General features: G+C 73.5%; 22 protein-coding genes. 13 read left to right on the forward strand and 9 right to left on the reverse strand.

Translation table 11 applies throughout. From position 1 onward, the window contains the following. Positions 1 to 261: 261 nt before the first annotated feature. From paaA to ABD223_RS23460, 5 genes are read left to right on the forward strand one after another with little or no spacing between them, the layout of a single operon-like run. Positions 262 to 1,185: a 1,2-phenylacetyl-CoA epoxidase subunit PaaA gene (gene paaA, locus ABD223_RS23440; RefSeq protein ID WP_344038736.1), complete on the forward strand. Its 924-nt coding sequence runs from the start codon at positions 262 to 264 to the stop codon at positions 1,183 to 1,185. Beyond that, the gene (paaB, locus tag ABD223_RS23445) at positions 1,182 to 1,484 is read left to right on the forward strand and encodes a 1,2-phenylacetyl-CoA epoxidase subunit PaaB (RefSeq protein WP_344038563.1); all 303 of its coding nucleotides are present in this window, start codon (positions 1,182 to 1,184) and stop codon (positions 1,482 to 1,484) included. The genes paaA and paaB overlap by 4 nt, the downstream gene beginning before the upstream one ends. Continuing rightward, positions 1,481 to 2,221 carry a 1,2-phenylacetyl-CoA epoxidase subunit PaaC gene (paaC, locus tag ABD223_RS23450; protein WP_344038566.1) on the forward strand — a complete coding sequence of 247 codons (741 nt, stop codon included), beginning with the start codon at positions 1,481 to 1,483 and terminating at the stop codon, positions 2,219 to 2,221. The genes paaB and paaC overlap by 4 nt, the downstream gene beginning before the upstream one ends. Then, positions 2,218 to 2,724: a 1,2-phenylacetyl-CoA epoxidase subunit PaaD gene (gene paaD / locus ABD223_RS23455; RefSeq protein ID WP_380646116.1), complete on the forward strand. Its 507-nt coding sequence runs from the start codon at positions 2,218 to 2,220 to the stop codon at positions 2,722 to 2,724. The genes paaC and paaD overlap by 4 nt, the downstream gene beginning before the upstream one ends. After that, positions 2,724 to 3,821, forward strand: coding sequence for a 2Fe-2S iron-sulfur cluster-binding protein (locus ABD223_RS23460; RefSeq protein ID WP_344038567.1), 1,098 nt, complete (start codon positions 2,724 to 2,726; stop codon positions 3,819 to 3,821). The genes paaD and ABD223_RS23460 overlap by 1 nt, the downstream gene beginning before the upstream one ends. A 40-nt stretch (positions 3,822 to 3,861) precedes the next feature. On the opposite strand, the gene ABD223_RS23465 is transcribed toward ABD223_RS23460, so the two are convergent. Next, a complete protein-coding gene (locus tag ABD223_RS23465) occupies positions 3,862 to 4,119 on the reverse strand; it encodes a helix-turn-helix domain-containing protein (protein WP_344038568.1) in 258 nt (85 codons plus the stop codon). Between the two features lie 98 nt (positions 4,120 to 4,217). Here ABD223_RS23465 and ABD223_RS23470 point away from each other — a divergent pair, with 98 nt between their 5' ends. Continuing rightward, positions 4,218 to 4,421: a hypothetical protein gene (locus tag ABD223_RS23470; protein ID WP_344038570.1), complete on the forward strand. Its 204-nt coding sequence runs from the start codon at positions 4,218 to 4,220 to the stop codon at positions 4,419 to 4,421. Positions 4,422 to 4,559: 138 nt separating this feature from the next. Here ABD223_RS23470 and ABD223_RS23475 read toward each other — a convergent pair whose 3' ends face one another. Both ABD223_RS23475 and ABD223_RS23480 read right to left on the reverse strand, forming a co-directional pair. After that, complete coding sequence (locus ABD223_RS23475) at positions 4,560 to 5,408, reverse strand: NAD-dependent epimerase/dehydratase family protein (RefSeq protein ID WP_344038572.1); 849 nt, start codon at positions 5,406 to 5,408, stop codon at positions 4,560 to 4,562. Between the two features lie 102 nt (positions 5,409 to 5,510). Then, the gene (locus tag ABD223_RS23480) at positions 5,511 to 6,731 is read right to left on the reverse strand and encodes an MFS transporter (protein WP_344038573.1); all 1,221 of its coding nucleotides are present in this window, start codon (positions 6,729 to 6,731) and stop codon (positions 5,511 to 5,513) included. A 32-nt stretch (positions 6,732 to 6,763) separates the two neighbouring features. On the opposite strand from ABD223_RS23480, the gene pdxR reads away from it, so the two are divergent. Then, entirely contained in the window at positions 6,764 to 8,152 is a 1,389-nt protein-coding gene (gene pdxR, locus ABD223_RS23485) for a MocR-like pyridoxine biosynthesis transcription factor PdxR (protein ID WP_380646119.1), read from the forward strand. Here the strand turns inward: pdxR and ABD223_RS23490 are convergent. Beyond that, a complete protein-coding gene (locus tag ABD223_RS23490) occupies positions 8,110 to 8,895 on the reverse strand; it encodes a helix-turn-helix transcriptional regulator (RefSeq protein WP_344038575.1) in 786 nt (261 codons plus the stop codon). The two genes, pdxR and ABD223_RS23490, sit on opposite strands and share 43 nt — an antisense overlap. Before the next feature lie 482 nt (positions 8,896 to 9,377). Beyond that, positions 9,378 to 10,676 (reverse strand): nucleotide disphospho-sugar-binding domain-containing protein, encoded by a 1,299-nt coding sequence (locus ABD223_RS23495; RefSeq protein WP_344038576.1) that lies wholly within the window; start codon positions 10,674 to 10,676, stop codon positions 9,378 to 9,380. A gap of 189 nt (positions 10,677 to 10,865) precedes the next feature. Here ABD223_RS23495 and ABD223_RS23500 point away from each other — a divergent pair, with 189 nt between their 5' ends. Both ABD223_RS23500 and ABD223_RS23505 read left to right on the forward strand, forming a co-directional pair. After that, positions 10,866 to 11,684, forward strand: a complete 819-nt coding sequence (locus tag ABD223_RS23500; protein ID WP_344038578.1) for an ABC transporter permease — start codon at positions 10,866 to 10,868, stop codon at positions 11,682 to 11,684. 54 nt (positions 11,685 to 11,738) lie between these two features. Then, positions 11,739 to 12,677, forward strand: a complete 939-nt coding sequence (locus ABD223_RS23505; RefSeq protein ID WP_344038579.1) for an ATP-binding cassette domain-containing protein — start codon at positions 11,739 to 11,741, stop codon at positions 12,675 to 12,677. Positions 12,678 to 12,693: 16 nt separating this feature from the next. Here ABD223_RS23505 and ABD223_RS23510 read toward each other — a convergent pair whose 3' ends face one another. Both ABD223_RS23510 and ABD223_RS23515 read right to left on the reverse strand, forming a co-directional pair. Then, the gene (locus ABD223_RS23510; protein ID WP_344038580.1) at positions 12,694 to 12,978 is read right to left on the reverse strand and encodes a hypothetical protein; all 285 of its coding nucleotides are present in this window, start codon (positions 12,976 to 12,978) and stop codon (positions 12,694 to 12,696) included. A gap of 227 nt (positions 12,979 to 13,205) precedes the next feature. Beyond that, on the reverse strand, positions 13,206 to 13,343 hold the full coding sequence (locus ABD223_RS23515; protein WP_344038581.1) for a hypothetical protein: 138 nt from the start codon (positions 13,341 to 13,343) through the stop codon (positions 13,206 to 13,208). 884 nt (positions 13,344 to 14,227) lie between these two features. Between ABD223_RS23515 and ABD223_RS23520 the strand changes: the two genes are divergently transcribed. Continuing rightward, positions 14,228 to 17,119 carry an AfsR/SARP family transcriptional regulator gene (locus tag ABD223_RS23520; RefSeq protein WP_344038738.1) on the forward strand — a complete coding sequence of 964 codons (2,892 nt, stop codon included), beginning with the start codon at positions 14,228 to 14,230 and terminating at the stop codon, positions 17,117 to 17,119. Between the two features lie 85 nt (positions 17,120 to 17,204). Here the strand turns inward: ABD223_RS23520 and ABD223_RS23525 are convergent, their stop codons facing one another. Together ABD223_RS23525 and ABD223_RS23530 are read right to left on the reverse strand one after the other, a co-directional pair. Next, entirely contained in the window at positions 17,205 to 18,353 is a 1,149-nt protein-coding gene (locus tag ABD223_RS23525; RefSeq protein WP_344038582.1) for a serine hydrolase domain-containing protein, read from the reverse strand. A 102-nt stretch (positions 18,354 to 18,455) separates the two neighbouring features. Then, complete coding sequence (locus tag ABD223_RS23530) at positions 18,456 to 21,575, reverse strand: AfsR/SARP family transcriptional regulator (protein WP_344038583.1); 3,120 nt, start codon at positions 21,573 to 21,575, stop codon at positions 18,456 to 18,458. 342 nt (positions 21,576 to 21,917) lie between these two features. On the opposite strand from ABD223_RS23530, the gene ABD223_RS23535 reads away from it, so the two are divergent. The 3 genes from ABD223_RS23535 (at position 21,918) to ABD223_RS23545 (ending at position 24,195) form a co-directional block, all read left to right on the forward strand. Then, the gene (locus tag ABD223_RS23535; RefSeq protein WP_344038584.1) at positions 21,918 to 22,157 is read left to right on the forward strand and encodes a hypothetical protein; all 240 of its coding nucleotides are present in this window, start codon (positions 21,918 to 21,920) and stop codon (positions 22,155 to 22,157) included. 751 nt (positions 22,158 to 22,908) lie between these two features. Further along, positions 22,909 to 23,340, forward strand: coding sequence for an Rrf2 family transcriptional regulator (locus tag ABD223_RS23540; RefSeq protein ID WP_344038586.1), 432 nt, complete (start codon positions 22,909 to 22,911; stop codon positions 23,338 to 23,340). Between the two features lie 111 nt (positions 23,341 to 23,451). After that, positions 23,452 to 24,195 carry an SDR family NAD(P)-dependent oxidoreductase gene (locus ABD223_RS23545; RefSeq protein WP_344038587.1) on the forward strand — a complete coding sequence of 248 codons (744 nt, stop codon included), beginning with the start codon at positions 23,452 to 23,454 and terminating at the stop codon, positions 24,193 to 24,195. Positions 24,196 to 24,240: the final 45 nt, after the last annotated feature.

Below are 24,240 nucleotides of genomic sequence, written 5' to 3' on the forward strand. Positions count from 1 at the left end.
TCCGGGCCGTGCGGGCACGTTCCTGTCAGCGCCGCCCGGCCGCGGGCAGATTGCTGCCACACCGGGCGGGCCGGCCGCCGCGGCGTCCCTACGGTGGGGCGGTCACTTCGCGGTGAGGGGAAGACCTTGCGCTACCGAGGTTTCGAGGCGCCGGAGCCACCGGGGTCCGCAGAGCTGCTGGACGAGGTGCGCGCCGCCGAGGCCGGCGCCCGCGCCGGCGATCGCGCGCCGCTGGAGCCGCGCGGCCGCTCGGAGGAGGAGCTGCTGGCGCGCTTCGAGGAGGTCGTCGACGCCGACGAGAAGATCGAGCCGCGCGACTGGATGCCCGCGGACTACCGCCGGGCCCTGGTGCGGCAGATGTCGCAGCACGCGCACTCCGAGGTCGTGGGGATGCAGCCGGAGGGCAACTGGCTCACCCGCGCGCCCAGCCTGGCCCGCAAGTCGATCCTGCTGGCCAAGGTCCAGGACGAGGCCGGGCACGGGCTCTACCTGTACTCGGCGGTGGAGACGCTGGGCGTGGACCGGGAGTCGCTGTTCCGGGCGCTGCACGAGGGCAGGCAGAAGTACCTGTCGTTCATCAACTACCCGACGCCGACGTGGGCGGACGTGGGCGCGCTGGCGTGGCTGACCGACGGCGCGGCGATCGTCAACCAGGTGCCGCTGTGCCGGTCGTCCTACGGGCCCTACGCGCGGGCGATGGTGCGGGTGTGCAAGGAGGAGTCCTTCCACCACCGGCAGGGCTTCGACGCGCTGTGGGCGCTGACCCGCGGCTCCGCGGCGCAGCGGCGCATGGCGCAGGAGGCGGTCGACCGCTGGTGGGGGCCCGCGCTGGCGATGTTCGGCCCGCCGCACGCGCAGTCCACCCACTCCGAGCGGTCGATGCGCTGGCGCATCAAGCGCCACACCAACGACGAGCTGCGCCAGCGGTTCGTCGACGTGTGCGTCCCGCAGGCCGAGGCGCTGGGCGTGACGCTGCCCGACCCGGCGCTGCGGTGGAACGCCGAGCGCGGCCACCACGACTTCACCCCGCCCGACTTCGAGGAGCTGCGGCGCGTGGTGGCCGGCGACGGCCCGTGCAACCGGCAGCGGGTGGCCCACCGCAGGCGGGCCCACGAGGACGGCGCGTGGGTGCGCGAAGCCGCCGCCGCGTACGCGGCCAAGCACCGGGAGGAGGCGCGGTGGTGAGCGAGGAGTCGCAGGAGAGGTCGCAGTGGCCCCTGTGGGAGGTGTTCGTGCGCGCCAAGCGCGGCCTGGGGCACCTGCACGCGGGCAGCCTGCACGCCGCGGACGCGCGGATGGCGTTGCTGCACGCCCGCGACCTCTACACCCGGCGCGGCGAGGGCGTGTCGATCTGGGTGGTGCCCTCGGCGGCGGTGGTGGCCTCCAGCCCGGACGAGCGGGACCCGTTCTTCGACCCGGCGGCGGACAAGGCCTACCGCCACCCCGGTTTCTTCGAGCTGCCCGAGGGGGTGCGCCACCTGTGAACGCCGACGCGCGGTACGCGCTGCGGCTGGGCGACGACGCCCTCGTCGCCGCCCAGCGGCTCATCCAGTGGTGCGCCAGGGCGCCCGAGCTGGAGGAGGACGTGGCGCTGGCCAACATCGCCGCCGACCTGCTCGGGCAGGCGCGGGCGCTGCTCGCCCTGGCCGGGGAGGAGGAGGGCGCGGGCCGCGACGAGGACGACCTGGCCTACCTGCGCGAGGAGTCGGAGTTCGGCAACGCGCTGCTGGTGGAGCTGGACAACGGCGACTTCGCGGTCAGCACGGCCAAGGCGCTGTTCTTCTCGGTCTACCAGAACCTGCTCTACCGGGCCCTGTCGGCGGTCGCGCACCCGGTGCTGGCCGGGATCGCCGCCAAGGCGGCCAAGGAGACCGCCTACCACGTCGAGCACGCCGCGCTGTGGGCCGTGCGCCTGGGCGACGGCACCGACGAGTCGCACCGCCGGATGCAGGCGGCGGTGGACGAGGTGTGGCCCTACACCCACGAGCTGTTCGCCCCCGACGAGGTGACCCGCGCCGCCGCGTTCGCGGTCGACCCGGCCGGCCTGCGCCCCGACTGGGCGCGGCGGGTCGAGGCGGTGCTGGTCGAGGCGACCCTGCGCCGGCCCGAGGACGGCTGGGCGCCCTCGGGCGGGCGCGCGGGCGCGCACACCGAGGCGTTCGGCTACCTCGTCGGCGAGATGCAGGTCCTGCACCGCGCGCACCCCGGGGTCCGCTGGTGAGCGCCCCGGGGCGGGCGGTGGCGCTGGCGCGGGCCGCGGCGGGCTCGGTGCCCGACCCGGAGCTGCTCGTGCTGTCGATCGCGGAACTGGGCGTGCTGCGCGACGTCGAGGTCGCCGGCGACCGCGTCACGGTCACCCTCACCCCCACCTACCTGGGGTGCCCGGCGATGGACGCGATCCGCGCCGGTGTCGTCGCGGCGGTGCGCGACGCCGGGTTCGCCGACGTCGAGGTCGTCACGTCCTGGTCGCCGCCGTGGACGACGGACTGGCTGACCGACGACGCCCGGCGCAAGCTGCGCGCCGCGGGCATCGCGCCACCCGCCCGGCGGACCGACCCGACCGGCGCGGCGCTGCCGCTGGCGCTGCTGCGGGTCGTGACCCGCTGCCCCCGCTGCGACGGCGCCGACACGCGGGAGATCGCCCGCTTCGGTTCCACCGCCTGCAAGTCCCTGCGCCGCTGCGCGGACTGCCACGAGACCTTCGACCACTTCAAGGAGTTCTGATGCGCCGCGGAACCGCCGCGCGGACCCGGTTCCACCCGCTGACCGTGGTCGACCGCGACACCGCCTCGGCCGACGGCGCCTCGCTGGAGATCACCCTGCGCGTGCCGGAAGGGCTGCGGGACCTGTTCGCCTTCACGCCGGGGCAGCACCTGGCGGTGCGCGCCACCGTCGACGGCGCGGAGGTCCGCCGCTCCTACTCGCTGTGCTCGCCGCCCGACGAGCTGGCCGAGCGGGGCACGCTGCGCATCGGCATCCGGCTGCTGCCCGGCGGCGCCTACTCCCGGCACGCGGCCGCCGCCCTCGTGCCGGGCGCGACGGTGCGGGCCATGCCGCCGTTGGGCGCGTTCACCACCTCGCCGGACCCGGCGCGCAGCAGGCGCTACGCCGCCGTCGTGGCCGGCTCCGGCGTCACCCCCGTGCTCTCGCTGGCCACCGCGGTGCTGGCCGCCGAACCCGCCAGCACGTTCACCGCGGTGCTGGCCAACCGCACCGCCGACTCGACGATGTTCGCCGAACAGCTGGCCGACCTCAAGGACCGCCACCCCGCCCGCTTCGCGCTGACCAGGCTGTTCTCCCGCGAACGCCTCGACGTGGGCCTCGCGGCCTCGCACCTGGACGACGCGGCGCTGAACGAGCTGCTCACCACCCTCCTGCCGCCGCACCAGGTCGACGAGTGGTTCACCTGCGGCCCCGCCGGGGTCGTGGACCGGGTGCGGCGGGTGCTCGCCGAGCGCGGCGTGCCGGCCGGGGCGGTGCACGCCGAGCTGTTCCACGCCACCCCGGCGCCCACCCCTCCCCCGCCCGCCGACGCCGGTGGCGGCCGGGCGCTGACCGTGCACCTGGACGGTCGCGGCACCCTGGTGGAGACCGACGCGGGCACCTCCCTGCTGGACGCCGCGCTCACCGCCCGACCGGAACTGCCCTACTCGTGCCGCACGGGTGTCTGCGGCACCTGCCGCGTCCGCGTGGTGGAGGGCCGGGTGCACATGCCCGGGTCGTTGGCGCTGGACGAGCGGGAGCGGGCCGCGGGCTACGCCCTGGCGTGCCTGGCCACGCCGCTGAGCGAGCGCGTCACCGTCGACTTCGACGTCGCCTGACCCCGAGCGCGCCTGCGCCTGCCGGCGCGCCACCGCCGGATCACCGGTCGGGATCTCCCGCGGGCCCGGCACGCGGGGCGTTCCTCGTCGTCGCCGCGGCACGGGCCCGGTACTCGCCGGGTGGCAGCCCGTAGGCCGCGCGGAAGGCCCGGGTGAAGTGCGCCGGGTCGGCGAACCCCCGGCGCAGCGCGATCACCCGCACCGGGCCCCGCAATCCTGCGGGCTCCGCCGCCACGAGGTGCCCGACGGCCGAGCGGAAGCGGTCGTGCCCGCACCGCTGCCCACCGGTGCGGCCCACCGGTGCGGCCCAAGGACCCGTCCCCGCGCCGAGCGCGGACGACGAACGACTGGCCGGACACCCCTGTCGTGGCGAGGTGGAAGATCGTGGTGCCGGCCGTGTTGATCGACGCGGTCCCACAACTCCATCACGCGACCGTGCAGGACTTCTGGTCGAGCGCGAGAGCGGAGCCCGGCGTGACCAGTGACATCACCGATGCCGCGATCATGGTCGATGCGGCGGACGCGAACCTGGTTCTCAAGTGCTCCTCCTCGACGATCGCGTGTTCCCGGGAGACAGCGGGGTGGTCGGTGGACGCGTGAGCGTCCTCGGTGCACCAGCCCGTCCGCGGTGTCATCCCAGTACGGGCGCGGACACCCGGCAGGCTGTCGACCGCGTGCGCCAAGGGGTTGACCACACGCGACGTGCCGGGCTGCTCCGCCACGGCGCCCGCCGCGTGCTCAGCCCAGCTCGGTGAAACCCTTGCGCCACGAGGGGAAGCGCGGCTCCCAGCCACGACCGCGGGCCAGGGCGTTGCGCGCACCGCGCTCCCACGGCGCCCGACCGGTGGTCCGCCACGGCGCCTGCGCGCCCACGGCCTCGGCGAACACCGGGGCCCACTCGTGGGCGGTGGCGGGCTCGTCGTCCACGACGTTGACCGGACCCGACGGCCAACCCAGCGCGGCGACGGTGGCGGCAGCGGCGTCGTCGACGTGCACGAACGACGTGACGCCCTCGTTGGCGGCGAACTCACCCGCCCGGAACTTGCGGCCGAACAGGTCGTCGCGGCTGTACCAGGTGCCGGGCCCGTAGAACGTGCCGAACCGCAGCACGACGTGCTCGTCCAGCTCCGCGACCGCGGTCTCCAGGGCGTGCACGCCGCCCACGGACACCGACCGCGGCTCGCCCGCCGACAGGTCCAGCGGCGTGCCCTCGTCGGCCGGGGCGTCGCCGGGTTCGTAGGCCCACGAGATGGACTGCGCCACGATCCGCCGCACGCCCGCCGCGCCGGCGGCGTCCACCAGGTTGCGGGTGCCCTCGCGGCGGACGAGCGCGTTGTCCACCGGCGAGCCCCCGGACAGCGCGGTGAGCTGGTGCACGACGACGTCGGGTTCGGCGACGGCCACCGCGGTGACCAGGGCGTCGCGGTCGAACACGTCGACCGGCACCCCGGTGGCGCCCAGCTCGCGCAGCAGCGCCACGCCCCGCTCGGTCCGGGTCGTGCCGGTCACCTGGTGCCCGGCCTCGCGCAGCAGCGGGACGAGGCGTCGGCCGATCGCGCCGGTCGCGCCGGCAACGAAGATCCGCATGGTGGGCAGCTCTCTCCTTGTTCGGTATGGGTGTCGACGTTCGGTATGGGTATCGACGTTCGGTGCGGGTGTCGGCGTTCGGTGCGGGCGCCGGCGCCCCGGTCAGGTCCGCACCGGGGCGATCCCGCGGTCGGTGGCCCACAGCGCGGCCGCCAGCAGGGCCAGGACGCCGCCCGCGACGCACACGCCCGTCCAGCCCGCGTGCTGCACCAGCAGCACCGCCAGCCCGCCGCCCAGCGCACCGCCCAGGAAGTAGGAGGTCATGTAGGCGGTGGTCACCCGCGCCCGGACCGCGTCGGGGTAGGCGTAGATCTGCGTCTGGTTGAGCACGTGCACGCCCTGCACGCCGACGTCGAGCAGCACGATCCCCACCAGCAGCGGCACGAGCAGCGTCGCACCGGCGGCGTTGGCCGCCCAGGCCACCGCCAGGAGCAGCACGAGCACCCCGGTCACCGGGTGCGCCAGGCCGCGGTCCAGCAGCCTGCCCGCCACCTGCGCGCACAGCACGCCCGCCGCGCCGATCAGGCCGAACATGCCGATGCCGGTGGCGGAGTAGCCGTAGGGCTCCGCCGAGAGCAGGAACGGCAGCGCCGTCCACAGCAGCTGGAAGGAGGCGAACCCGAGCAGCCCGAAGGCCATGCGGCGGCGCAGGAACCGCTCCGAGCGCACGAGCGCGACCACGGACCGCAGCAGCTCGGGGTAGCGCGCGCCGCGCCGCGCCGGCAGGTCGGGCAGCGCCAGCCGCATCACCGCGGCCAGCAGCGCCAGCAGCACGGCGGCGCCGGCGTAGACCACCCGCCACCCGGCCGCGTCACCCACCGCCCCGGACACGGTGCGGGCCAGCAGCACGCCCAGGAGCAGGCCGGTCATCAGCGTGCCCACGGCCTTGCCGCGCTCCTGCGGGCGGGCCAGCGACGCGGCGAGCTGGATCAGCACGTTGATCGCGGTGCTGGCCAGGCCGACCACCACCAGGCACGCCAGCAGCGCGGCGGGCCCGCCGGCCAGCGAGGTCGCGGCCAGCGCCACCGCGCCCACCGCGAGCATGGTGACCACGAGCACCCGTTGGGCGACCAGGTCGCCCAACGGCACCAGCAGCACCAACCCGACCGCGTAGCCGACCTGCGTCACCACCACGCCGGACCCGACCGCGCCGGGCGCGACGCCGAAGTCCCGCGCCAGGTCGGGCAGCAGCGGCTGGATGTAATAGAGGTTGGCCACCACCACGCCGCACGCGACGGCCATGAGCAGCATCAGCGAACGACGCAGTCCCGCGCCCGGCAAGGCCTGCGGGCGCCGCGTCCCGGCGGGGGTCGGCGAGGTCACGCCCTTACGCTAGCGACCGTTGGTACACGACAATGGGCCAAGTGAGCACCCGTGGCGATGGACCAAGTCCGCCGGCCCTCGACCTGTTCATCGACGTCGACCGGGTCGGCGGGCTGCGGCACGCCGTCGAGCACGCGCTGCGCGAGGCGGTCAGGTCCGGCCGCCTGGCCACCGGCGCGCGGCTGCCCTCCACGCGCGACCTGGCCGACCAGCTGGGCCTGTCCCGGGGCACCGTCACCCAGGCCTACTCGCAGCTGGTCGCGGAGGGCTGGCTGACCGCCGCGGCCGGCGCCGGCACCAGGGTGGCCGGCGCCGCGGTGCCCGCACCCGGGCGCACCGCGCCGCGCACCCCCGAGGCCGCACCCCGGCACGACCTGCTCCCCGGCCGGCCGGACGTCTCGGCGTTCCCCCGCGAAGCCTGGGCGCGGGCGGTGGCGCGGGTCGTGCGCGAGGCGCCCACCGAGGCCTTCGGCTACACCGACCCGCGCGGCCGCCCGGAGCTGCGCGACGCCCTGGCCGGCTACCTGGCCCGGGTGCGCGGCGTGCGGGTCGCCCCCGCCCACCTGGTGGTCTGCTCCGGCTACACGCAGGCGCTCAACCTGCTGGCCCGCGTCCTGGCCGGGCGCGGCGCCACCACCGCGGCGGTGGAGGACCCCGCGATGCCCGACCACGTGGCGATCCTCGGCGAGCGGGTGCGGGTGCTCGACGCGCCCGTCGACGCCGACGGCATGGTCCTGGGCGCCGCGGCCGGCGCGGACGTGGTGGTGTGCACGCCCGCCCACCAGTTCCCGCTGGGGGTGAGCATGTCCCCGGAGCGCCGGGCCGAACTGCTCGCGCCGAGCCGCACGTGGGTGGTCGAGGACGATTACGACGGCGAGTTCCGCTACGACCGCCGCCCGGTGGGCGCGTTGCAGCCGCACGCCCCGGACCGGGTCGCCTACGTCGGCTCCACCAGCAAGTCCCTGGGCCCGGCCGTGCGGCTGGGTTGGATCGCCTGCCCACCCGCGCTGGTCGACGACGTGGTGTCCGCCAAGCGCCTCGCCGACCGGCAGACCTCGCCGCTGGACCAGCTCGCGCTCGCGGAGCTGATCACCTCCGGCGGCTACGACCGGCACCTGCGGGCGGCCCGGCTGGCCTACCGGCGGCGACGCGACCTGTTCACGGCCAGGACCGCCGAACGCGCCCCGACCGCGCGGGTGCTCGGCATCGCGGCGGGCCTGCACGCCATCCTGGAGCTGCCCGGCGCGCACGAGGCGGAGCTGACCGCCCGCCTGCGCGCGGCGTCGGTGAGCGTGCAGCCGTTGAGCGCCTACAGCCGCACGGCCGCGCCGCGCCCGCCCAGCCTGGTCGTCGGGTACGCCACGCCACCCGGCCACGCCTACTCGGCCGCGATCGACGCGCTGCTGGCCGCCGTGGCGTGATCGCGGACCAACCCCAGCCGGGTGGCCAGCACCCCGGCGTGGAACCGCGACCGCGCCGCCAACCCGGTCATCAGGTCGGCCACGTGCCGCCGGTAGGTGCGCACCGACATCCCCATCCGCCGCGCGGCCACCTCGTCGGTGTACCCGGCGCACAGCAGCTCCAGCACCCGCCGCGACGCGCTGTCCTCCGGCCAGGCCAGTTCCGCCCGGCGCACCGCCCGCAGGTCGGCCGCGTCCTCCCACACGGCCCGCGCCAGCGCCCGGACCACGCCGACCACCGCCCGGTCGCGCACCACCGCCAGTCCGCCGGCGGCCGCCACGAGCGCGACCCGGTCGTCCACCAGGGTCATCGTCGGCAGCGCCGAGCCGTGCACCCGGAACTCCACGTCGGGCAGCGCCCGACCGCCGAACACGTCCTCGACGGCGAGGTCCCGCGCGACCACCACGCGGGCCCGCCGGTTGCCCTCCAGCAGCGCCACCTGCAACCGCTGGAACTCCCGCAGCCCGTCGGGCAGCGGGAAGGTGGCGTAGTTGGTCCACACCTCGGGTGATCGACGCGCGGCCTGGCGGATCAGCCGGGCGACCACCTCCTCCACCGGGTCGTCCGCCACGTCGGCGCCCTGGAACCGGTGCAAGAGGTCCGCGAGCCGGTCGACGTGGAAGCGCATGGTCGCCAGCTCCGGCGACGGGGAGGGTTCCGAGCGACGGGAGAAGGGCGCCACGGGGCTGTCGAGGTCGGTCATGGCTCGCTTCCGGGGTCGAGTACGGGCCGAGTGCGGCCGAGTCTCACCACGCCGCGCTGAACCCGCGCTCACCGCCACCTTGCACGCCCCTTGCCCCCGGCAAAACCCCCGACCTCAACCGCGCCCCGAGGCGTCGCGAACCGATTACGGCACCACGCAGCCCACCCCGTCCCGCACGTCGAGCGGCGGCGACACCGCCAGGCGACGCGCAGGCCCCCGTCAACGCGCGCCGCGGGCACGAATTCGCCCGCCGATGAGCGACCGCGAAAAGCCCGCCGAACGGAACTCCACGCCGATCCGGCGGGCTCGGGGTGCCGTTCAAGCACCTCGTGGAGCGAGCGCGCCGGTCCATCCGCGCACAGCACCGCCTCGGCCGGCTCGACCACCGCAGCCCTTGGTCGATCTTCCTCCTGTCGTGAGGAGGAAGATCGACCAAGGGCCGCTCACACGATCAACCAGGCCCGGCGGCCGACCTCCGCCAGTCACACCTCGAGCCGGCCCTGAGGTCGAGGAATGAAGTCCAACCGGGCGGCGACTTCGAGCAAGGCCTTCACAGCCGCCGCGGGCCCCAGTTTGCGGTGCTCGATCCGCTCGGCGAGTGCCGCCACGTTGGCCGCGACAGCGGGATCGGTGTGCACCTGTTCCACCGCCTGGCGAATCTGCTCGGCATCGGCGGTGACGTCGATCGCGACGCCCGCGCCTTCGTCGGCGATTCCTCGCGCGTTCGTGGCCTGCTCCTCGCTTCGAGGCACCAGGACCATCGGCACCCTCGCGGCGATCGACTCGAACACCGAGTTGATCCCGCCGTGCGTGATGAACACCGCGCTGCGTTCGAGCATCGACAGCTGGGGGACGTAGCGGTGCGCCACCACGTTGCCCGGTAGAGCGCCCAGTGCGGCGGGGTCGGTGTGCGCGGTGGACAGGACGACGTTCCACGATGAGTCGGCGAAGGCGTGAACGACCTTCCGGAAGAACTCCTCCCCACGGGTGAAGAAGGTTCCCGTGGAGACGTACAGCAGCCGTTCTCCTTGCCCCCAGGGCAGCTCCACGGGTTCGTGGTGGTCGTCGGTCTTGCGGAGCGGGCCGACCATCCTGTAGCCCTCGCGGAACATCTGCGGTTCCGGTTGCAGCTCCTCGATGGAGTTGACCAAGCCGACCTCGGCCCGGGGCGGCGTCGATCGGATCGCCGGGATGAGGCGGGGACCGAGGCGCAGTCGGCGTGCGACACCGGCCGCGCGGCGACCCATCCGCTTGCCCACCTCGGAAACGAACAGCTCCTCGTTGAACGCGTGGCTGGCGAACAGCACCGCGAAAGGGGTTCCGGTCCTGTCGGCGGCCTCGATCGCCCAGCGGGCGCCGATGTCGGCGACCAGGATGGTGCCGGGCCCACCCGCCAGCAGGCGGGCCACCTGGTCGACCGAGCGCTTCATGCTCTGCCGGAGTCGGCGGATCTCACCGACCTCCCTGGTGACCTGGCGCGCCGTCGTCCGATCCGGGATGTGCCTGCGCACGGTGGCTTCGATGGGGGCCACGTCGATGCCCGCCGCGGTGAACGGCGCCGCGAACTCCGCGTTGACCGCTACCGCGGTCGCGACGCCCGCCGCGCGAAGTCCCTGCGCCAGGGCCAACATCGGAGCCGCGTGCCCGTGAGCGGGCAGGGGCACGAGAACGAACCTCACCATGCTGATGTCCCTCACGTGGGGGCGAAACGGCCGATCATGACGATGACCCGTTCCACGATCATGACACGCCGACCGTGAGCACAACCGTGCGGCCGTCACATTAAGGCCAGCGTTAAACAATCGGCACATTAAGGCCAGCGTTAAACACCAGCGCCCCGGAGCCCCACCGTTGACGCCGTTTCCCCGTGGTCACTACCGTTCTGTTGTCGCGGCCGACGGACACTCGCACGGACGGGGGCGTAACGAATGCTGAGACCCCCGGGAGTCACCCGGCCGGACCGCACCGCCGTGCTTTCCTCCTCCCCCGGCGCGAACGGGTCTCCGGAGCACTGGACCGGAGCACGGGTCCACGTCCAGGTCAAGGTCCTCTGTGGCCGGACGCTCCGGATCCTGCTCAACGACCCGCAACTGGTCCTCTTCAGCCTCGCGCAGCCGTTGATCATGCTGACCCTCTTCAGCCAGGTGTTCGCCAGCATCGCCAACACCGCGAGCTTCCCGCCCGGGGTCTCCTACGTCGACTACCTCATGCCCGCGATCCTCGTCACCACCGGCATCGGCTCGGCCATGCAGTCCGGGGTCAGCCTGGTGTCCGAAATGGACAACGGCCTGCTCAAGCGCCTGCGGGCGATGCCGGTCGCACCGCGGGCCGTGCTGTTGGCGCGCAGCCTGGCCGACGTGATCCGCACCGCGGTGCAGTTGGCCACGCTCACCGTGGCCGCCACGCTGCTGTTCGGTTTCCGCCCCGTGGGCGGGGTGCTGGGCACCCTGGCCTCGGTCCTGCTCACCCTCTACGTGAACTGGGCGCTCACCTGGATCTTCCTGGCCCTCGCCGCGGCGTTGCGCAGCCCGGACGCCATGCAGATGGCCGGTTCCCTCGCCATGTTCCCGCTGATGTTCGCCTCCAGCGCCTACGTGCCGATCGAGGCGTTGCCGGACTGGTTGCGCGCGGTCGCGGTGGTGAATCCGCTGACCTATGCCGTGGACGCCGCGCGTGCCCTGACGATGGGCACACCGGTCGGCGCGGAGTTGCTCGCCGCCTGCGTGACGAGCCTCGTGATCGCCGTGGTCGGCATGCACGTCGCGACCCGCGCGTTCCGGCGCCCGTGACGCGATGACCGCTCCCCCGAGCGACGGCCCCCGAGGCCGGAAGGGACCGCGCCCATGACCCAGCCCGTGATCGAGGCGCGGAAGATCAGCGTGTCCTTCGGCGCGGTCGCCGCGCTCTCCGAGGTCGACATCAGCGTCGAGCGCGGCACCGTGCACGGACTGCTCGGGCACAACGGGGCGGGCAAGACCACCCTGGTCAACGTGCTGTCCACGCTGGTCCTGCCCACGTCCGGGGAGGCGACGGTCGCCGGGTTCGACGTGCGCGACCAGGGGCACCTGGTGCGCGGCAGGATCGGGTTGACCGGGCAGTTCGCCTCGGTCGACGACAACCTGTGCGGCCGGGACAACCTCGTCCTGGTCGCGCGCCTGCTCGGCGCGAGCGCCCGGCAGGCCAGGTCCCGCGCCGACGACCTGTTGGCCGTGTTCGGGCTCACCGACGCCGCCCAGCGGGCGGTGAAGACCTATTCCGGCGGTATGCGCCGCCGCATCGACCTGGCCGCGAGCCTGGTCGGCAGACCGGAGGTGCTGTTCCTCGACGAGCCGACCACCGGCCTCGACCCGCCGGGGCGCCTGGGGCTGTGGCAGATCATCGAGGAACTGGTCACCTCCGGCACGACCGCCCTGCTGACCACGCAGTACCTCACCGAAGCGGACCGACTCGCGCAGCGGATCTCGGTGCTGTCCCGAGGGCGGGTGGCCGTCTCCGGCACGCCCGCGGCGCTCAAGGCGCGGGTCGGCGGCGCGTCGACGCACCTGCGCCTGGCCGTGCAGGCCGACACCGACCGCGCCGTCGCGCTGCTGGCGGAGGCCGGGTTCACCCCGCTCCCCGGCGTCGGCGACGAGTCGGTCGTCCTGCCCGCCACCACGCCGTCCGACCTCGCCACCGCCATCGTCGCACTGGAGCGCGAGCAGATCGCGATCGCCGAGGTCACCATGGCGGAACCGACGCTCGACGACGTCTACCTCGCCGTCACGGACTCACCCCACGACTGACCCCGGCGCGCGCCGCTCAGCCCGACGGGGTGATGGCAATGCGGCGCACGCGTGCGCAGGACCCGGGATCGGTGATGCGCATCATCAGGTCGGCGGGTCCGGCGCCGGCGAACTTGGGCAGGAACGCGCCCACCTCGCGCTCGACGGCCTCCACCTGTGCCGTGCAGCGCTGCTGTTCGGCAGTGGCGAACCGGTGCTGCGCGGCCTGGTTGGCGATGTCCTGGTCGACCGCCTGGTCCACGGCGACCCCGGTCGGCGCGAGGAACAGCACCCGGTGCCCCTGCCGGTGGTCGCCCTCCACGACGTGGCCGACGACCTCGGTCTCAAGCCAATTCAGGCAACAAACGTTCAAGCCGATTCCCGCCGTTGCTCCGGGCGGCGCAATGGCGACCTCCTCCGCGATCCTGGATTCGGACCCGATGCACCCGTTCGCCGCACACCTGCCCCACATCTGGCACGAAAAGTGAGCGGACCATTGGATCCGTGGCCCATGTGCGGGAACCGAAGGAATTGCGGACGCGTTCACCCTTACGGCGCGTTGAGCCCCTTGCGCCGGTAGGTGACGCCGTGGTCGTCATCCCGCAGGTTGATTGCCCAGAGGGGGGCGCTCGACATCAGGACGGGATGGCCGAACGACACGATGTCGAGTTCTTCATCGGTGTTCACACGTGCCCCTCGCCGTCTTCTGCCGGAAGGTTTGGCGTGCGCAAAAATTTATTGACGGGTTTCTTGACCGTGCTGATGGCGATGGCGGTGGCGGCCTCGCTGACCGCCGGTGGCGCCGCTGCGGATGCCGGCGGCGCGAATGTGTTCCAGCGGTTCGCCCTGCCTGCCCAGCAGGCTCAGGAGTTGCATCTACGAGCACGGCTCCTGGGGCGGGCGGCGGCGGCAGTTCTCCAACTGCGGGAGGTTCGACTTCGATCCGTACGGCTTCCGCGACCAGACGTCGTCGTGGGTGAACACGAAGATCCTCCTGGCCACACCGCCGCCAGGCCACGGCGAAGACCTCGTCGACCAGGTCCGCCGCCGTCTCCCGCCCACCTCGACGGGCCAGGTACCGCATCACCGGATCCCTGGTCCGCCGGTACACCTCGCTGAACGCGGTCACAGCCGCCGATTCGGTGTCCATCACCCTCTCTTGTGTCGCCACTCCCCCCACTCCTGCCGACACCACCACTGTTCACCCGTTCGGCGCAAAACCCAGTCGAAGCGCTCAGGCGCCCCCATCCCGCCGCCGCCGGATGGCTGCTCTCGGCCAGGCCCTGCGCGTGCGGTCCTCGGCGCGGCCGGCCGGATCACCCGATCCCGCACCTCGGCTCGCCCGGGTCGACGCCGTTCGATGGAGGAGGTCGCGGCGGGGACGGGGTCGCTTGAACGCCAACCCCCCTCGATGTCGGCGTGCAAGCGGGGGCATCTGGAGCGCGTCCGTCCCGCCGCGTCTGTCACGATGCTGTGCTGATCCGGCGGAAATCTGGCGCAAACCTGCAAGACGGCGAACGTCCCTGCTGGACCGGCGTTCGGGGAATCGCAGGTGGGGGGAGATGTCGGTGATGGCGGTGGAATTCTGCGTGTTGGGGCCGGTGGAGGCCAGGATCGCCGGCTGGCCGGTGGACCTGGGTCGCGCCCGGCAGCGGTGGGTGCTGGCGGTGTTGCTGGTCGAGGCCAACCGGTGGCTGTCGGCCGATCAACTGCTCGACCGCGCCTGGGGCGACCGCGTCCCGGCCAGTGGTCGGGACACGCTCTACGGCTACCTGTCCCGGTTGCGCCGGGTGTTGCGGGCCACCGACGAGGCCGACATCGTGCGCAGGTCCGGCGGGTACGAGCTGGTCGTGGACGAGGACGCGGTGGACCTGCACCGTTTCCGACGGCTGGTGGTCGAGGCCCGCGCCGCCGACGACGAGCGTGCGGCGGAGCTGTTCGCCGAGGCGACGGGGCTGTGGCGGGGTGAGGTGTGCGCCGGTTTGGACACGCCGTGGGCGCAGGCCGTGCGCACCGAGCTGGACCGGCAGCGGTTGGCCGCCGAACTGGATCACGCCGACCTGCGGTTGCGCACCGGCCGGCACACCGATCTGCTCGTCGACCTGACCTCCCTGGCCGCGGCGCACCCGCTGGACGAACGCGTGAGCGGCCAGTTCATGCTCGCGCTGTACCGCAGCGGGCGCCAGGTCGACGCCCTGGAGCACTACCGGCGGCTGCGCACCCGGCTGACCGGGGAGTTGGGTGTCGATCCAGGACCCGACTTGCGGCAACTCCACCAACGGATCCTGGCCGCCGACCCCGCCTTGGCCACCCCGGTGCCGGCTACCGGCCGGTTGCCCGCGGCTGTCCGCCAACTGCCCGCCGCGCCCCGGACGTTCACCGGCCGGGCCCCCGAACTGGCCGAGCTGGACCGGGCGCTGACCACCGGCGTGCCGGCCACCGGGATCACCGCGGACACCTGCGGCCCATCGGGCGGAACGCCCGGGACGGCGCCGGTGGACGGGACGACGGTGGTGATCTCGGCGATCGGTGGCGCCGGTGGCATCGGCAAGACGTGGCTGGCGCTGACCTGGGCACACCGGCACGTGGACCGGTTCCCCGACGGGCAGTTGTTCGTCGACCTGCGCGGGTTCAGCCCCGACGCGGCGCCCCTGGACCCCGTGGTCGCGCTGCGCCGGTTCCTCGACGCCCTCGGTGTCGAGCCCGCCCGGTGTCCGCCGGACCCGGACGCCCTGGCCGCGCTGTACCGCAGTCTGGTCGCGGGCAGGCGGATGCTGATCGTGCTGGACAACGCCGCCACCGCCGAGCAGGTCGTGCCGTTGCTGCCCGGCAGCGCCTCGTGCACGGTGCTGGTCACCAGCCGCCACCGCCTACCCGCCCTGCTGGCCCGGCACGGCGCCCGACCGCTGCCGCTGGGCACCCTCGACGACGCCGAGTCCCGTGCCCTGCTGGCCGCCGCCCTGGGCGCGGACCGCGTCGCCGACGACGAGCGGGCCACCGCCGAACTGATCGCCCTGTGCGGCGGGTTCCCGCTGGCGCTCGCCTTGGTCGCCGCACGCCTGCACCTCCGCCTGCCGTTGGCCGACGCCGTCGCCGAACTGCGCGAGCTGCGCCTGCACGCCCTGGACGACGCCGACCACCCGGCCGCCAGCCTGCCCACCGTGCTGTCCTGGTCCCTGCGCCACCTCACCGACTCCCAACAGCGCGTGTTCGCGCTGCTGGGAGTCGCGCCGGGACCCGACATCGGCCTGCCCGCCGCCGCCGACCTCACCGGCCTGCCGCCACACCGGACCCACGCCGCGTTGCGCGCCCTGGCCGACGCCTCCCTGATCGACCCCCGCCCCGGCGGCCGCCACACCATGCACGACCTCGTCCGCGCCTACGCCACCACCCTCGCCGACGACCTGCCCGACGCGGTCCGGCTCCCGGCACTGCGACGGGTGATCGACTTCTACCTGCACACCGCCCACACCGCCGACCGCCTCCTGGACGCGCACCGCCCCCAGATCCGCCTCGCCCCTGCCGCCCCCGGCGTGCGCCCTCACCCCCTCGGGCACTACCAGGAAGCCTTGACCTGGCTGAAAACCGAGTACCGCCACCTGCTGGACGCCCAACAGGCCGCCGTCGCCCATGGTTGGCACCGGGTCGTGTGGCAGCTGGCCTGGACCCTGCACACCTTCCACTTCCGCCAAGGCCACCACCACGACGAACTGTCGATGTGGCGCACCGCCCTCGACGCCGCCGAACACCTGCGCGACCCCGCGGCCCTGGCCCGGGTCCACCGACGCCTCGGCCTCACCCACGCCCGACTACGGCGGTACGACCAGGCCCGCCACCACCTCGACCAAGCCCTCGCCGTGGCCGAACGCCACCACGACACCGTCGAACAGGCCTGCATCCACTACACCTTCGCCTGGGCCGCGATCCGCCGGACGACCGAGCCGGAAGCCCGGGAACACGGCCTCCTCCACGCCCGCCGCGCCTGGGACCTCTACCGCACCCTGGACCTGCCGGTGTGGGAAGCCAACGCCCTGACCATGCACGGCTGGTTCCTCGCCCACACAGGAGACCACGACACCGCCCGCGAACACTGCCGCGCCGGGCTGGCCCTCCAACGACACCACCACTGCTCCGCCGGCGAAGCGGAATGCCTGAGGCTGCTCGGCTGGATCGACCACCTCTCCGGCCACCACCACCGGGCCGTCCGGCACTACCGCGAGGCCCTGGCCCTGATGCACACCCTCGGGCACACCTACGCGGCCGCCATCACACTCGACGACCTGGGCAATTCCCACGCCGCCCTCGGCCACCACGACCAAGCCCGCACGACATGGCTGGAAGCCGTGGAGTCCTACACGCAGCAGGGAGACCACGACGCCGCCCGACGGGTGCGGCAACGACTCGACGACCTCAAGACCCCCGACGGCGGCCCACCACCTCAGAGCGCCGAACCCACGCAGTAGGTCCGACCACCTGGCGATCCCCTGTTCCTGCCCGCCTCGTGGGACACGACGCGAACGCCAACCCGAACACCCGTCGTGCCCGGATTCACCCGGAAGCAGGTGAGCCGAACGCCGCTTCGAGGATCTCGAAGAAGATCGGCACGTTGCCGTCGTTGTTGGTCTGGATCGCGATCGCCCGTCCGCCGTCGGGGGTGCACATCACCATGCTGTCCGAACCCGGGTTGCTGCCCCCGCCGCCCCGCAGCACGACGCCGTTGGCGAGGGTCCGCTCCCACACCCCGAGGCCGTACCGGACGCCGGGCACCCAGTTCGCGCCCTCGGTGGAGACCGTGGCCCACGCTTCCTCGTGCAGGTCGGGCGGCAGCAGGGCCCCGGTGCTCATGGCTCGGTAGAAGCGGATCATCTCGCTGGTGGTCGAGACCACGTTGCCGGCGCTCCAGCCCAGTGACGAGTTCATCTCGGTCAGGTCCAGCGGGGGGAGGCTCGGGTCCTCCATCATCAGGTGCCAGTTCTCCGGGGTGACGTCCTCCGGCCGGACGCCCTCCCGGAGGAACTTGTTGGAGTACGCCCGCGGGTGCGGGTCCGGGTAGGTCGCCTCCGCCGCGGACCGCACGTGGGTCCGGGTGAGGCCGAGCGGTTCGATGACCGCCCGGCCGACCTCGTCGGCGTAGCTGTTGCCGGTCACCTGCTCGATGATCGCGCCGAGGAGGTAGTAGCCGCCGTTGGCGTAGAGGAACCGCTCACCCGGCGCGTGGGCCGGCGGCTCCGAAACCGCGAGCTCCAGCAGGAACTCGGTGGTCAGGACGTCGTGGCGGTGCTCCTCCACCGCGGAGCGGGTGAAGTACCGGTACGCCGTCCTCGGCGACAGGCCGGTGGCGAACAACCCGCTGGTGTGGTTGAGCAACTGCCGGATCACCAGTGCGGCGCCGTCGTTGCCGTTGGCGTTCGCCACGCCGGGCAGCCACTCCTCGACCGTGTCGTCGAGGCTGAGCCGGCCTTCGGCGACCAGGCGCAGCACCGTCGCGGCGGTGAAGGCCTTGCCGTTGCTGCCGAAGTGCAGGTACTCCCCCGGCCCTCGCTCGCGGCCGGTGTTCAGGTCGGCCAGTCCGGCCGAACCGAACCAGGCGCCGTCCCCGTCCTGGACCTCGGCGACGATGCCGGGCACCCGCTCCTGGGCGACCACCCGGTCGAGGACGCGCTGGACCCGCTCGCGGGCGGTGTCGGTGGTGGGCATGTGCGGACTCCTCCGATTCGGACCTGCTCGGTACGTCCACGACCATGCCGACCGGCGATGACAGCCCGCTGATGGCGCGCTGATGAGCCGCCGCGGCGGCGATCAGACCGGGATCAGCTCGCTGAGCCGGTCGAGCGCGTCCTGCCGGGGCGTCTCGGAGCCCTGCCGGTACGCCCTGTCGTACTCCGTTCGCCCCAGCTGCCGCGCGAGCGCGGCGACCAGCTCCCGGAGTTCCGGCTCACCGCGGTCGAACGCCCCGCGGATGGTCTGGCTCAGGCCGAGCGCGGTGGCCGCACCGACCACGTCGCCTTCCGCGTGCAGCAGCCGGGCCAGCTGTTCGGCGACCGGCGCGACGTCCCGGTGGGCGAAGGCCGCGCGGACCGCGCCCGGCAACAGGTCGCGCGCCCGCGCGGTGTCGCCCGCGGACAGCCGGTTCGCCACCCTCGCGAGGGCGATCCGGTCCTCGACGACCTCGGCGGGCATGGCCACCTCCGCGGCGATCCCGGCCACCCGGTCGAGCTCGCGGTCGGCCCGGTCCGGCTGCCCGGTGCGGCGGCACAGCTCCGAACGGGCGATGAGCACCTCGGTTTCCAGCGCCCGAGGCCCGCGCGACCGCACCACCCGCTCGGCCGCTTCGACATCGCGCCGCGCACCCGCCGGATCGCCGCCGCGCACCCGCTCGACCGCGAGCCCGAGCCGGTACGGGACCTCGTCCGGTCCGGTGAGCTCCGCTCCGCGCTGGTAGGCGGCCAGCGCCGATTCGTGCGCTCCCTCGACCGAGTGGATGCGGGCGACCCCGGCGAGGGCCATCGCGGTCCACAGGCGGTCACCCACCGCCTCGAACCCGCGCAGCGCGGAAACGCAGCCCGTCCTCAGCCGCCCCCAGTCACCCCTTTCGTACCCGATGAACACGTCGACCAGGAACGTGGCCGCGCGGGCCCATCGGTCGGCCCGGTCGCGCGCGGCCCGGATCTCGCGCTCGACCAGGTCTTCCAGGCCGAACTGGTGCGCCATCGGCAGTGTCGTCAGCACCAGGATCGGGTAGCGCTCCAGCGCGCCGGTGCGCGCGCAGTCCTCGATCACCGCCCGTACGCGTTCGGCGCTTCCCCCGGCCGGCAGGCGGAACGCGGTGAACGCGGCCCTGGCGTCCTCCGGCAGCGCGTCGCCGAAGTCGAGCACCCGGGACACGAGGGTGTCGGAGCGGGCGTCGTACCGCAGCGTGCCCCAGTACCAGTAGAGCGGCCCGAGCAGACGGGTCGCGGACTCGACGTGGCCGTCGTCGACGGCCACGTGCAGGGCGAAGACCAGGTTGTCGTACTCGGCCTCGAACAGCACGAGGGAGGCCGCTTGGCGGTCGGACCGCAGCAGCGGCTCGTGCTCCGCGGCCACTCCGGCGAAGTGGCGGGCGAACCGGTCGCGAACCAGTTCCGGCGCACCGGCCCGGCGCAGTTCACCGGCCGCGTACTCACGGACGCTCTCCAACATCCGGTAGCCCTCGCCCGAGCGCTCCACGATGGACTTCTCCACCAGCGAACCGAGCAGGTGGCCGACCTCCCCGGGCGGCAGCGCGTCGTCGGCGCAGACCGCCAGGGCCGCGGCGGAACCCGCCAGCGAGGGGAACACCGAGAACCGCCGCGCCACCACCCTCTCCGGGTCGGTCAGCAGGTCCCAGCTCCACTCGATGACCGCCCGCAGCGTGCGCTGGCGCGGTTGGGCCGCCCGATTCCCCCTCGACAGCAGGCGGAACCGGTCGTCGAGCCCGCGGACGATCTCGCCGGTGCTCAGCGTCCGCAGCCGGGCCGCCGCCAGTTCCAGCGCGAGCGGCAGTCCGTCCAACCGGCGAACCACCGACAGCACATCATCGACGGTGGACTCGTCGAGCCGGAACCCGGGGCGCACGGCCGCCGCCCGGTCGGTGAACAGCCGCACCGCGGCCGATCCGGCCGCCTCGGCCAGGTCGGCGCCCGGCCGAGGCAGGTCGAGCGCGGGCAGTCGGCATAGCGCCTCGCCCACGACCTCCAGGGATTCCCGGCTGGTGGCCAGGACGGTCAGGCGCGGCCGGTGCTCCAGCAGCCGACGGGCGAACTCCGCGGCCGGGCCGACGAGGTGCTCGCAGTTGTCCAGCACCAGTACCGCCTCATCGCTGCCGAGTGCTTCGGCCACCCGCTGGAGCGGTTCCGCCGAACGGCCGCCGTTGGCGGCGCCCAGCACCCCGAGGATCGCCTCGACGACGCCGTCCTCGCTGTCCGCGGGCACCCCGGCCAGGGGGACGAGCCACAACCGGCCGTTCCGGTGGGCCCGGTGCGCGGCCGCCGCCTCGATCGCCAGCCGGGTCTTCCCCACGCCTCCGGGACCGACGACCGTGACCAGCCGGGAAGTGGCCATCAGCTCGGCGAGCAAGGCCAGTTCCCGCTCCCGGCCGATGAAGGTGGTCAGCCGTGCCGGAAGGCGGCCGGGAGCGGGCCCGGCCGGCGGTTCGGCCCGGGTCGGACCGCCGCGCAACACGGCCAGGTGGGCGTCCTGGACCTCGGCCGACGGATCCACGCCGAGCTGGTCGGACAGCAGGTCACGCACCTGCCGGTACACGACCAACGCCTCGGCCTGGCGTCCCGCCGCGTGCAGCGCGCGCATGCGCAGGGCGGCAAGCCGCTCCCGCAGCGGGTGTTCGGTCGCCGCGGCCCCCAGGTCGGCCAGGACGTCCGCGTGGTGACCGAGCCGCAGTTCGGCGTCGAAGCGGTCCTCCCGGGCCCCGGCCCGCAGTTCCTCCAGCCTCGCGGCGGCGGGACCGGCGAACGGCGCTCCCAGCACGTCGGCGAGCGCGGCGCCCCGCCACAGGGCGAGTGCTTCGCCGAACGACGCCGCCGCCTCACCCGGCCGATCGGCGGCGAGTTCCCGCCTGCCCCGCGTGACCAGTCGCTCGAACCGGTGCGCGTCCACCTGCTCCTCGGACAGCGCGAGCCGATAACCCCGACCCGAGAACTCGACCGCCCCGGCCCCACCGAGCGCCTTGCGCAGCCGGTACACCAGCGCGTGCAACGAGTTGGCCGCCCCGTCCGGGGCCTCCGCACCCCACAGACCGTTGACCAGGGCACCGGCGGACACCGCTTCCCCCGCGGACAGGGCGAGGCGGCAGAGCAACATCCGCAGCCGGATCCCCCCGACGACGATCGGCGCCCCGTCCTCGCCGAACGCCCGCACGGGCCCGAGCACAACGACCCTCACCAGCAACCCCTCACGTCACCCCATGCCCGCGCCCGCCGTGCCTACGAGCAGCGGCTCACCGCGGTGCGGACCTGGCCAAACCAAGCCACCGAACACTTTCGACTCAACAAGCCCGTTGCAGCACAACGAACTTCCCCCACCCACTCCCTCCTGCCCGCTCACCTGGACACCGGATCGAGGTGTTGGGCGCCATCGCGCACCCGACCGCCTCAGGACGCGTCCTCCCAATGATCACGATCGTAGGCACTTGACCCTCACGCCGGCGTGAGGCTTCACGGTCGGCCGCGCTCACCACATCCGGGTGAAAGCCTGGAGGACGACATGTCGCCGAGGACGGTTCTGGTGATCGGGACCGGTGGCGCGGTCGGCGCCGCGCTCGTCGAAGCGCTCGCACCGGACCACGAGCGGAGCCGGCTCCACCTGGTGCACCTCGGCGTGTCGGCTGCCGGGAACACCACGGTCGTGCACTTCGCCTGGCACCAGCTCGTCGAGGCGCACACCGAGCGCTCCGGCCTCGACCACACCCACCTGCGACCGGCGGCCTTCATGCAGAACCTGCGGTTCGGCGTCGGTGAGCCGTGAGACACCTCGTGTGAGCGGGCGTTCCCGGCCAAGGGCCGGATCGGAAATCCTCGTGCTCGTGTCCACCCCACCTGACGAGCAGCCACAGCGTCCCTCCGGTGGGACGTCCGCCGATCCGGCCGCGCGTCCGTCCCGGCGGACGTTCACAGCCGAGTACGAGCTCGCCCTGGTCGCGGAGCACGAGAATGCCCCGAACCGCGAGAAAGGGGCGACCCTACGCCGCGAGGGCCTGCACTCCTCGCACGTCATCGAGTGGACCCGGGCCCGCGACGCGGGACGACGGTGCGGTGGAGTCGCCGAGCCGGCGGCCCCGGCGGGAAAGTCGGCTGAGCAGGTCGAGTGGGAGAGGTTGCGCCGGCAGAACGCGAAGCCGACCTCCGACCTGTGGGATGCCAGAACTCTGCACCGCGACGCTGAGCTACGGCGATCACGCACCACCAGCCATAGGAGCATGATCGTGAGGCGTAGCGCCACGACTGCTGTACCTGATCTTCGTCCGGACCGGTGCGCCGACTCCCCCGGCTTGACCCTGTCGGTGATCTTGGAACGGCCGGTGTGTGGTGGAGGGTGACCGGTGGGCAACAGCGAGGCTTCCAAACGAGTACGAACCCACAGCAGCCTGACCACAGGTCGGACCACGTGGCCGACTTCAGGCGCCCCACAGGTCCGGTCGATGCCGCTCCGCGGGACTTGCCGCACGGCGTTGTAACTATTACTGTTACGATCAGAACAGGAGGCGGAGGAGGTCGACGTGAGCGCCAACAGCCGGCTGACCATCGCGGCGCACGCCATGACGTGGATCGGGCTGTACCGGCGACGCGGCCACGGGGTCGCCACCTCCGACCAGATCGCGGCGAGCGTCAACACCAACCCGGTGGTGATCCGCCGCCTGCTGGCCGAGCTGCGCAAGGCCGGCCTGGTCGATTCGCAACGGGGGGCGGGGGCGGGCTGGACGCTCGTGCGGGACCTGGAGGCCATCACCCTGCTCGACGTCTACCAGGCGATCGAGCCGGGACCGCTCTTCGCCCTGCACCGCGCGACACCGAACGCCGAGTGCGTCGTGGGCCACGGCATCGGGCCGGTGATGGCCGCCGTGTACGACGGGGCGGAGGCCGTCCTGCGCGGGGAGCTGGCCAAGACCACGTTGGAGGACGTGCTGCGCGACGTCCTGAAAGCCGCCTGACCTCGAAAATCACCTGACCCAGGCCCGTCGACCTCTCCCGGTCGCGGAGAAGCGCGCCCTGCGCCCACCGACGTAACAAAAATAGTTACGTCAAGGAATTCGGAGGATCTCATGGGACAGCTGGACGGCAAGAGCACCCTCGTCACCGGCGGCTCCAGCGGCATCGGCCTGGCGATCGCCCGCCGTTTCGCCGCCGAGGGCGCGGCGGTCTACCTCACCGGCCGCCGCAAGGCCGAGCTGGACGCCGCCGTCGCGCAAGTCGGCGCCCGGGGCATCGCCGTCCAGGGCGACGTCTCGGACCTCGGCGACCTCGACCGGCTCTTCGCCGAGATCGCGAACCGCAGCGGTCGCCTGGACGTCGTGGTGGCCAACGCCGGGGTCGGGGACTACGGCCCGCTCGGCGCGATCACCGAGGAGGAGTACGACCGCACCACCTCGATCAACCTCAAGGGCACGATCTTCACCGTCCAGAAGGCGCTGCCGCTGCTGACGGCCGGCGCCTCGGTGGTGCTGCTCTCCTCCAGCGCGGCCCTGCGGGCCGTCCCCGGCCTGGGTGTCTACGCCGCCACCAAGGCCGCGATCCGCAACCTCGCCCGCACCTGGGCCGCCGAGCTGGCCGGCCGGGGGATCCGCGTCAACACCCTCACCCCCGGCTTCGTCGAAACCCCCGGCGGGGACGAGCTCCGCGCCGCTTTCCCGCACGGCGACGGGCACACCGCGACCGAACCCTCCCCGCTCGGGCGCGCCGGCCGTCCCGACGAGGTCGCCGCCACCGCCCTCTACCTGGCCGGCGACCAGAGCACCTTCACCACCGGCGCGGAACTGCTCGTCGACGGCGGTGTCACACAGCTCTAGCGACATGCGCAGAGGGGAACCCGGTGATCGCCGCCACCGGCTGAC

Origin of the sequence: Saccharothrix xinjiangensis (assembly GCF_039527585.1) — a bacterium.
Taxonomy (GTDB): Bacteria; Actinomycetota; Actinomycetes; order Mycobacteriales; family Pseudonocardiaceae; genus Actinosynnema; species Actinosynnema xinjiangensis.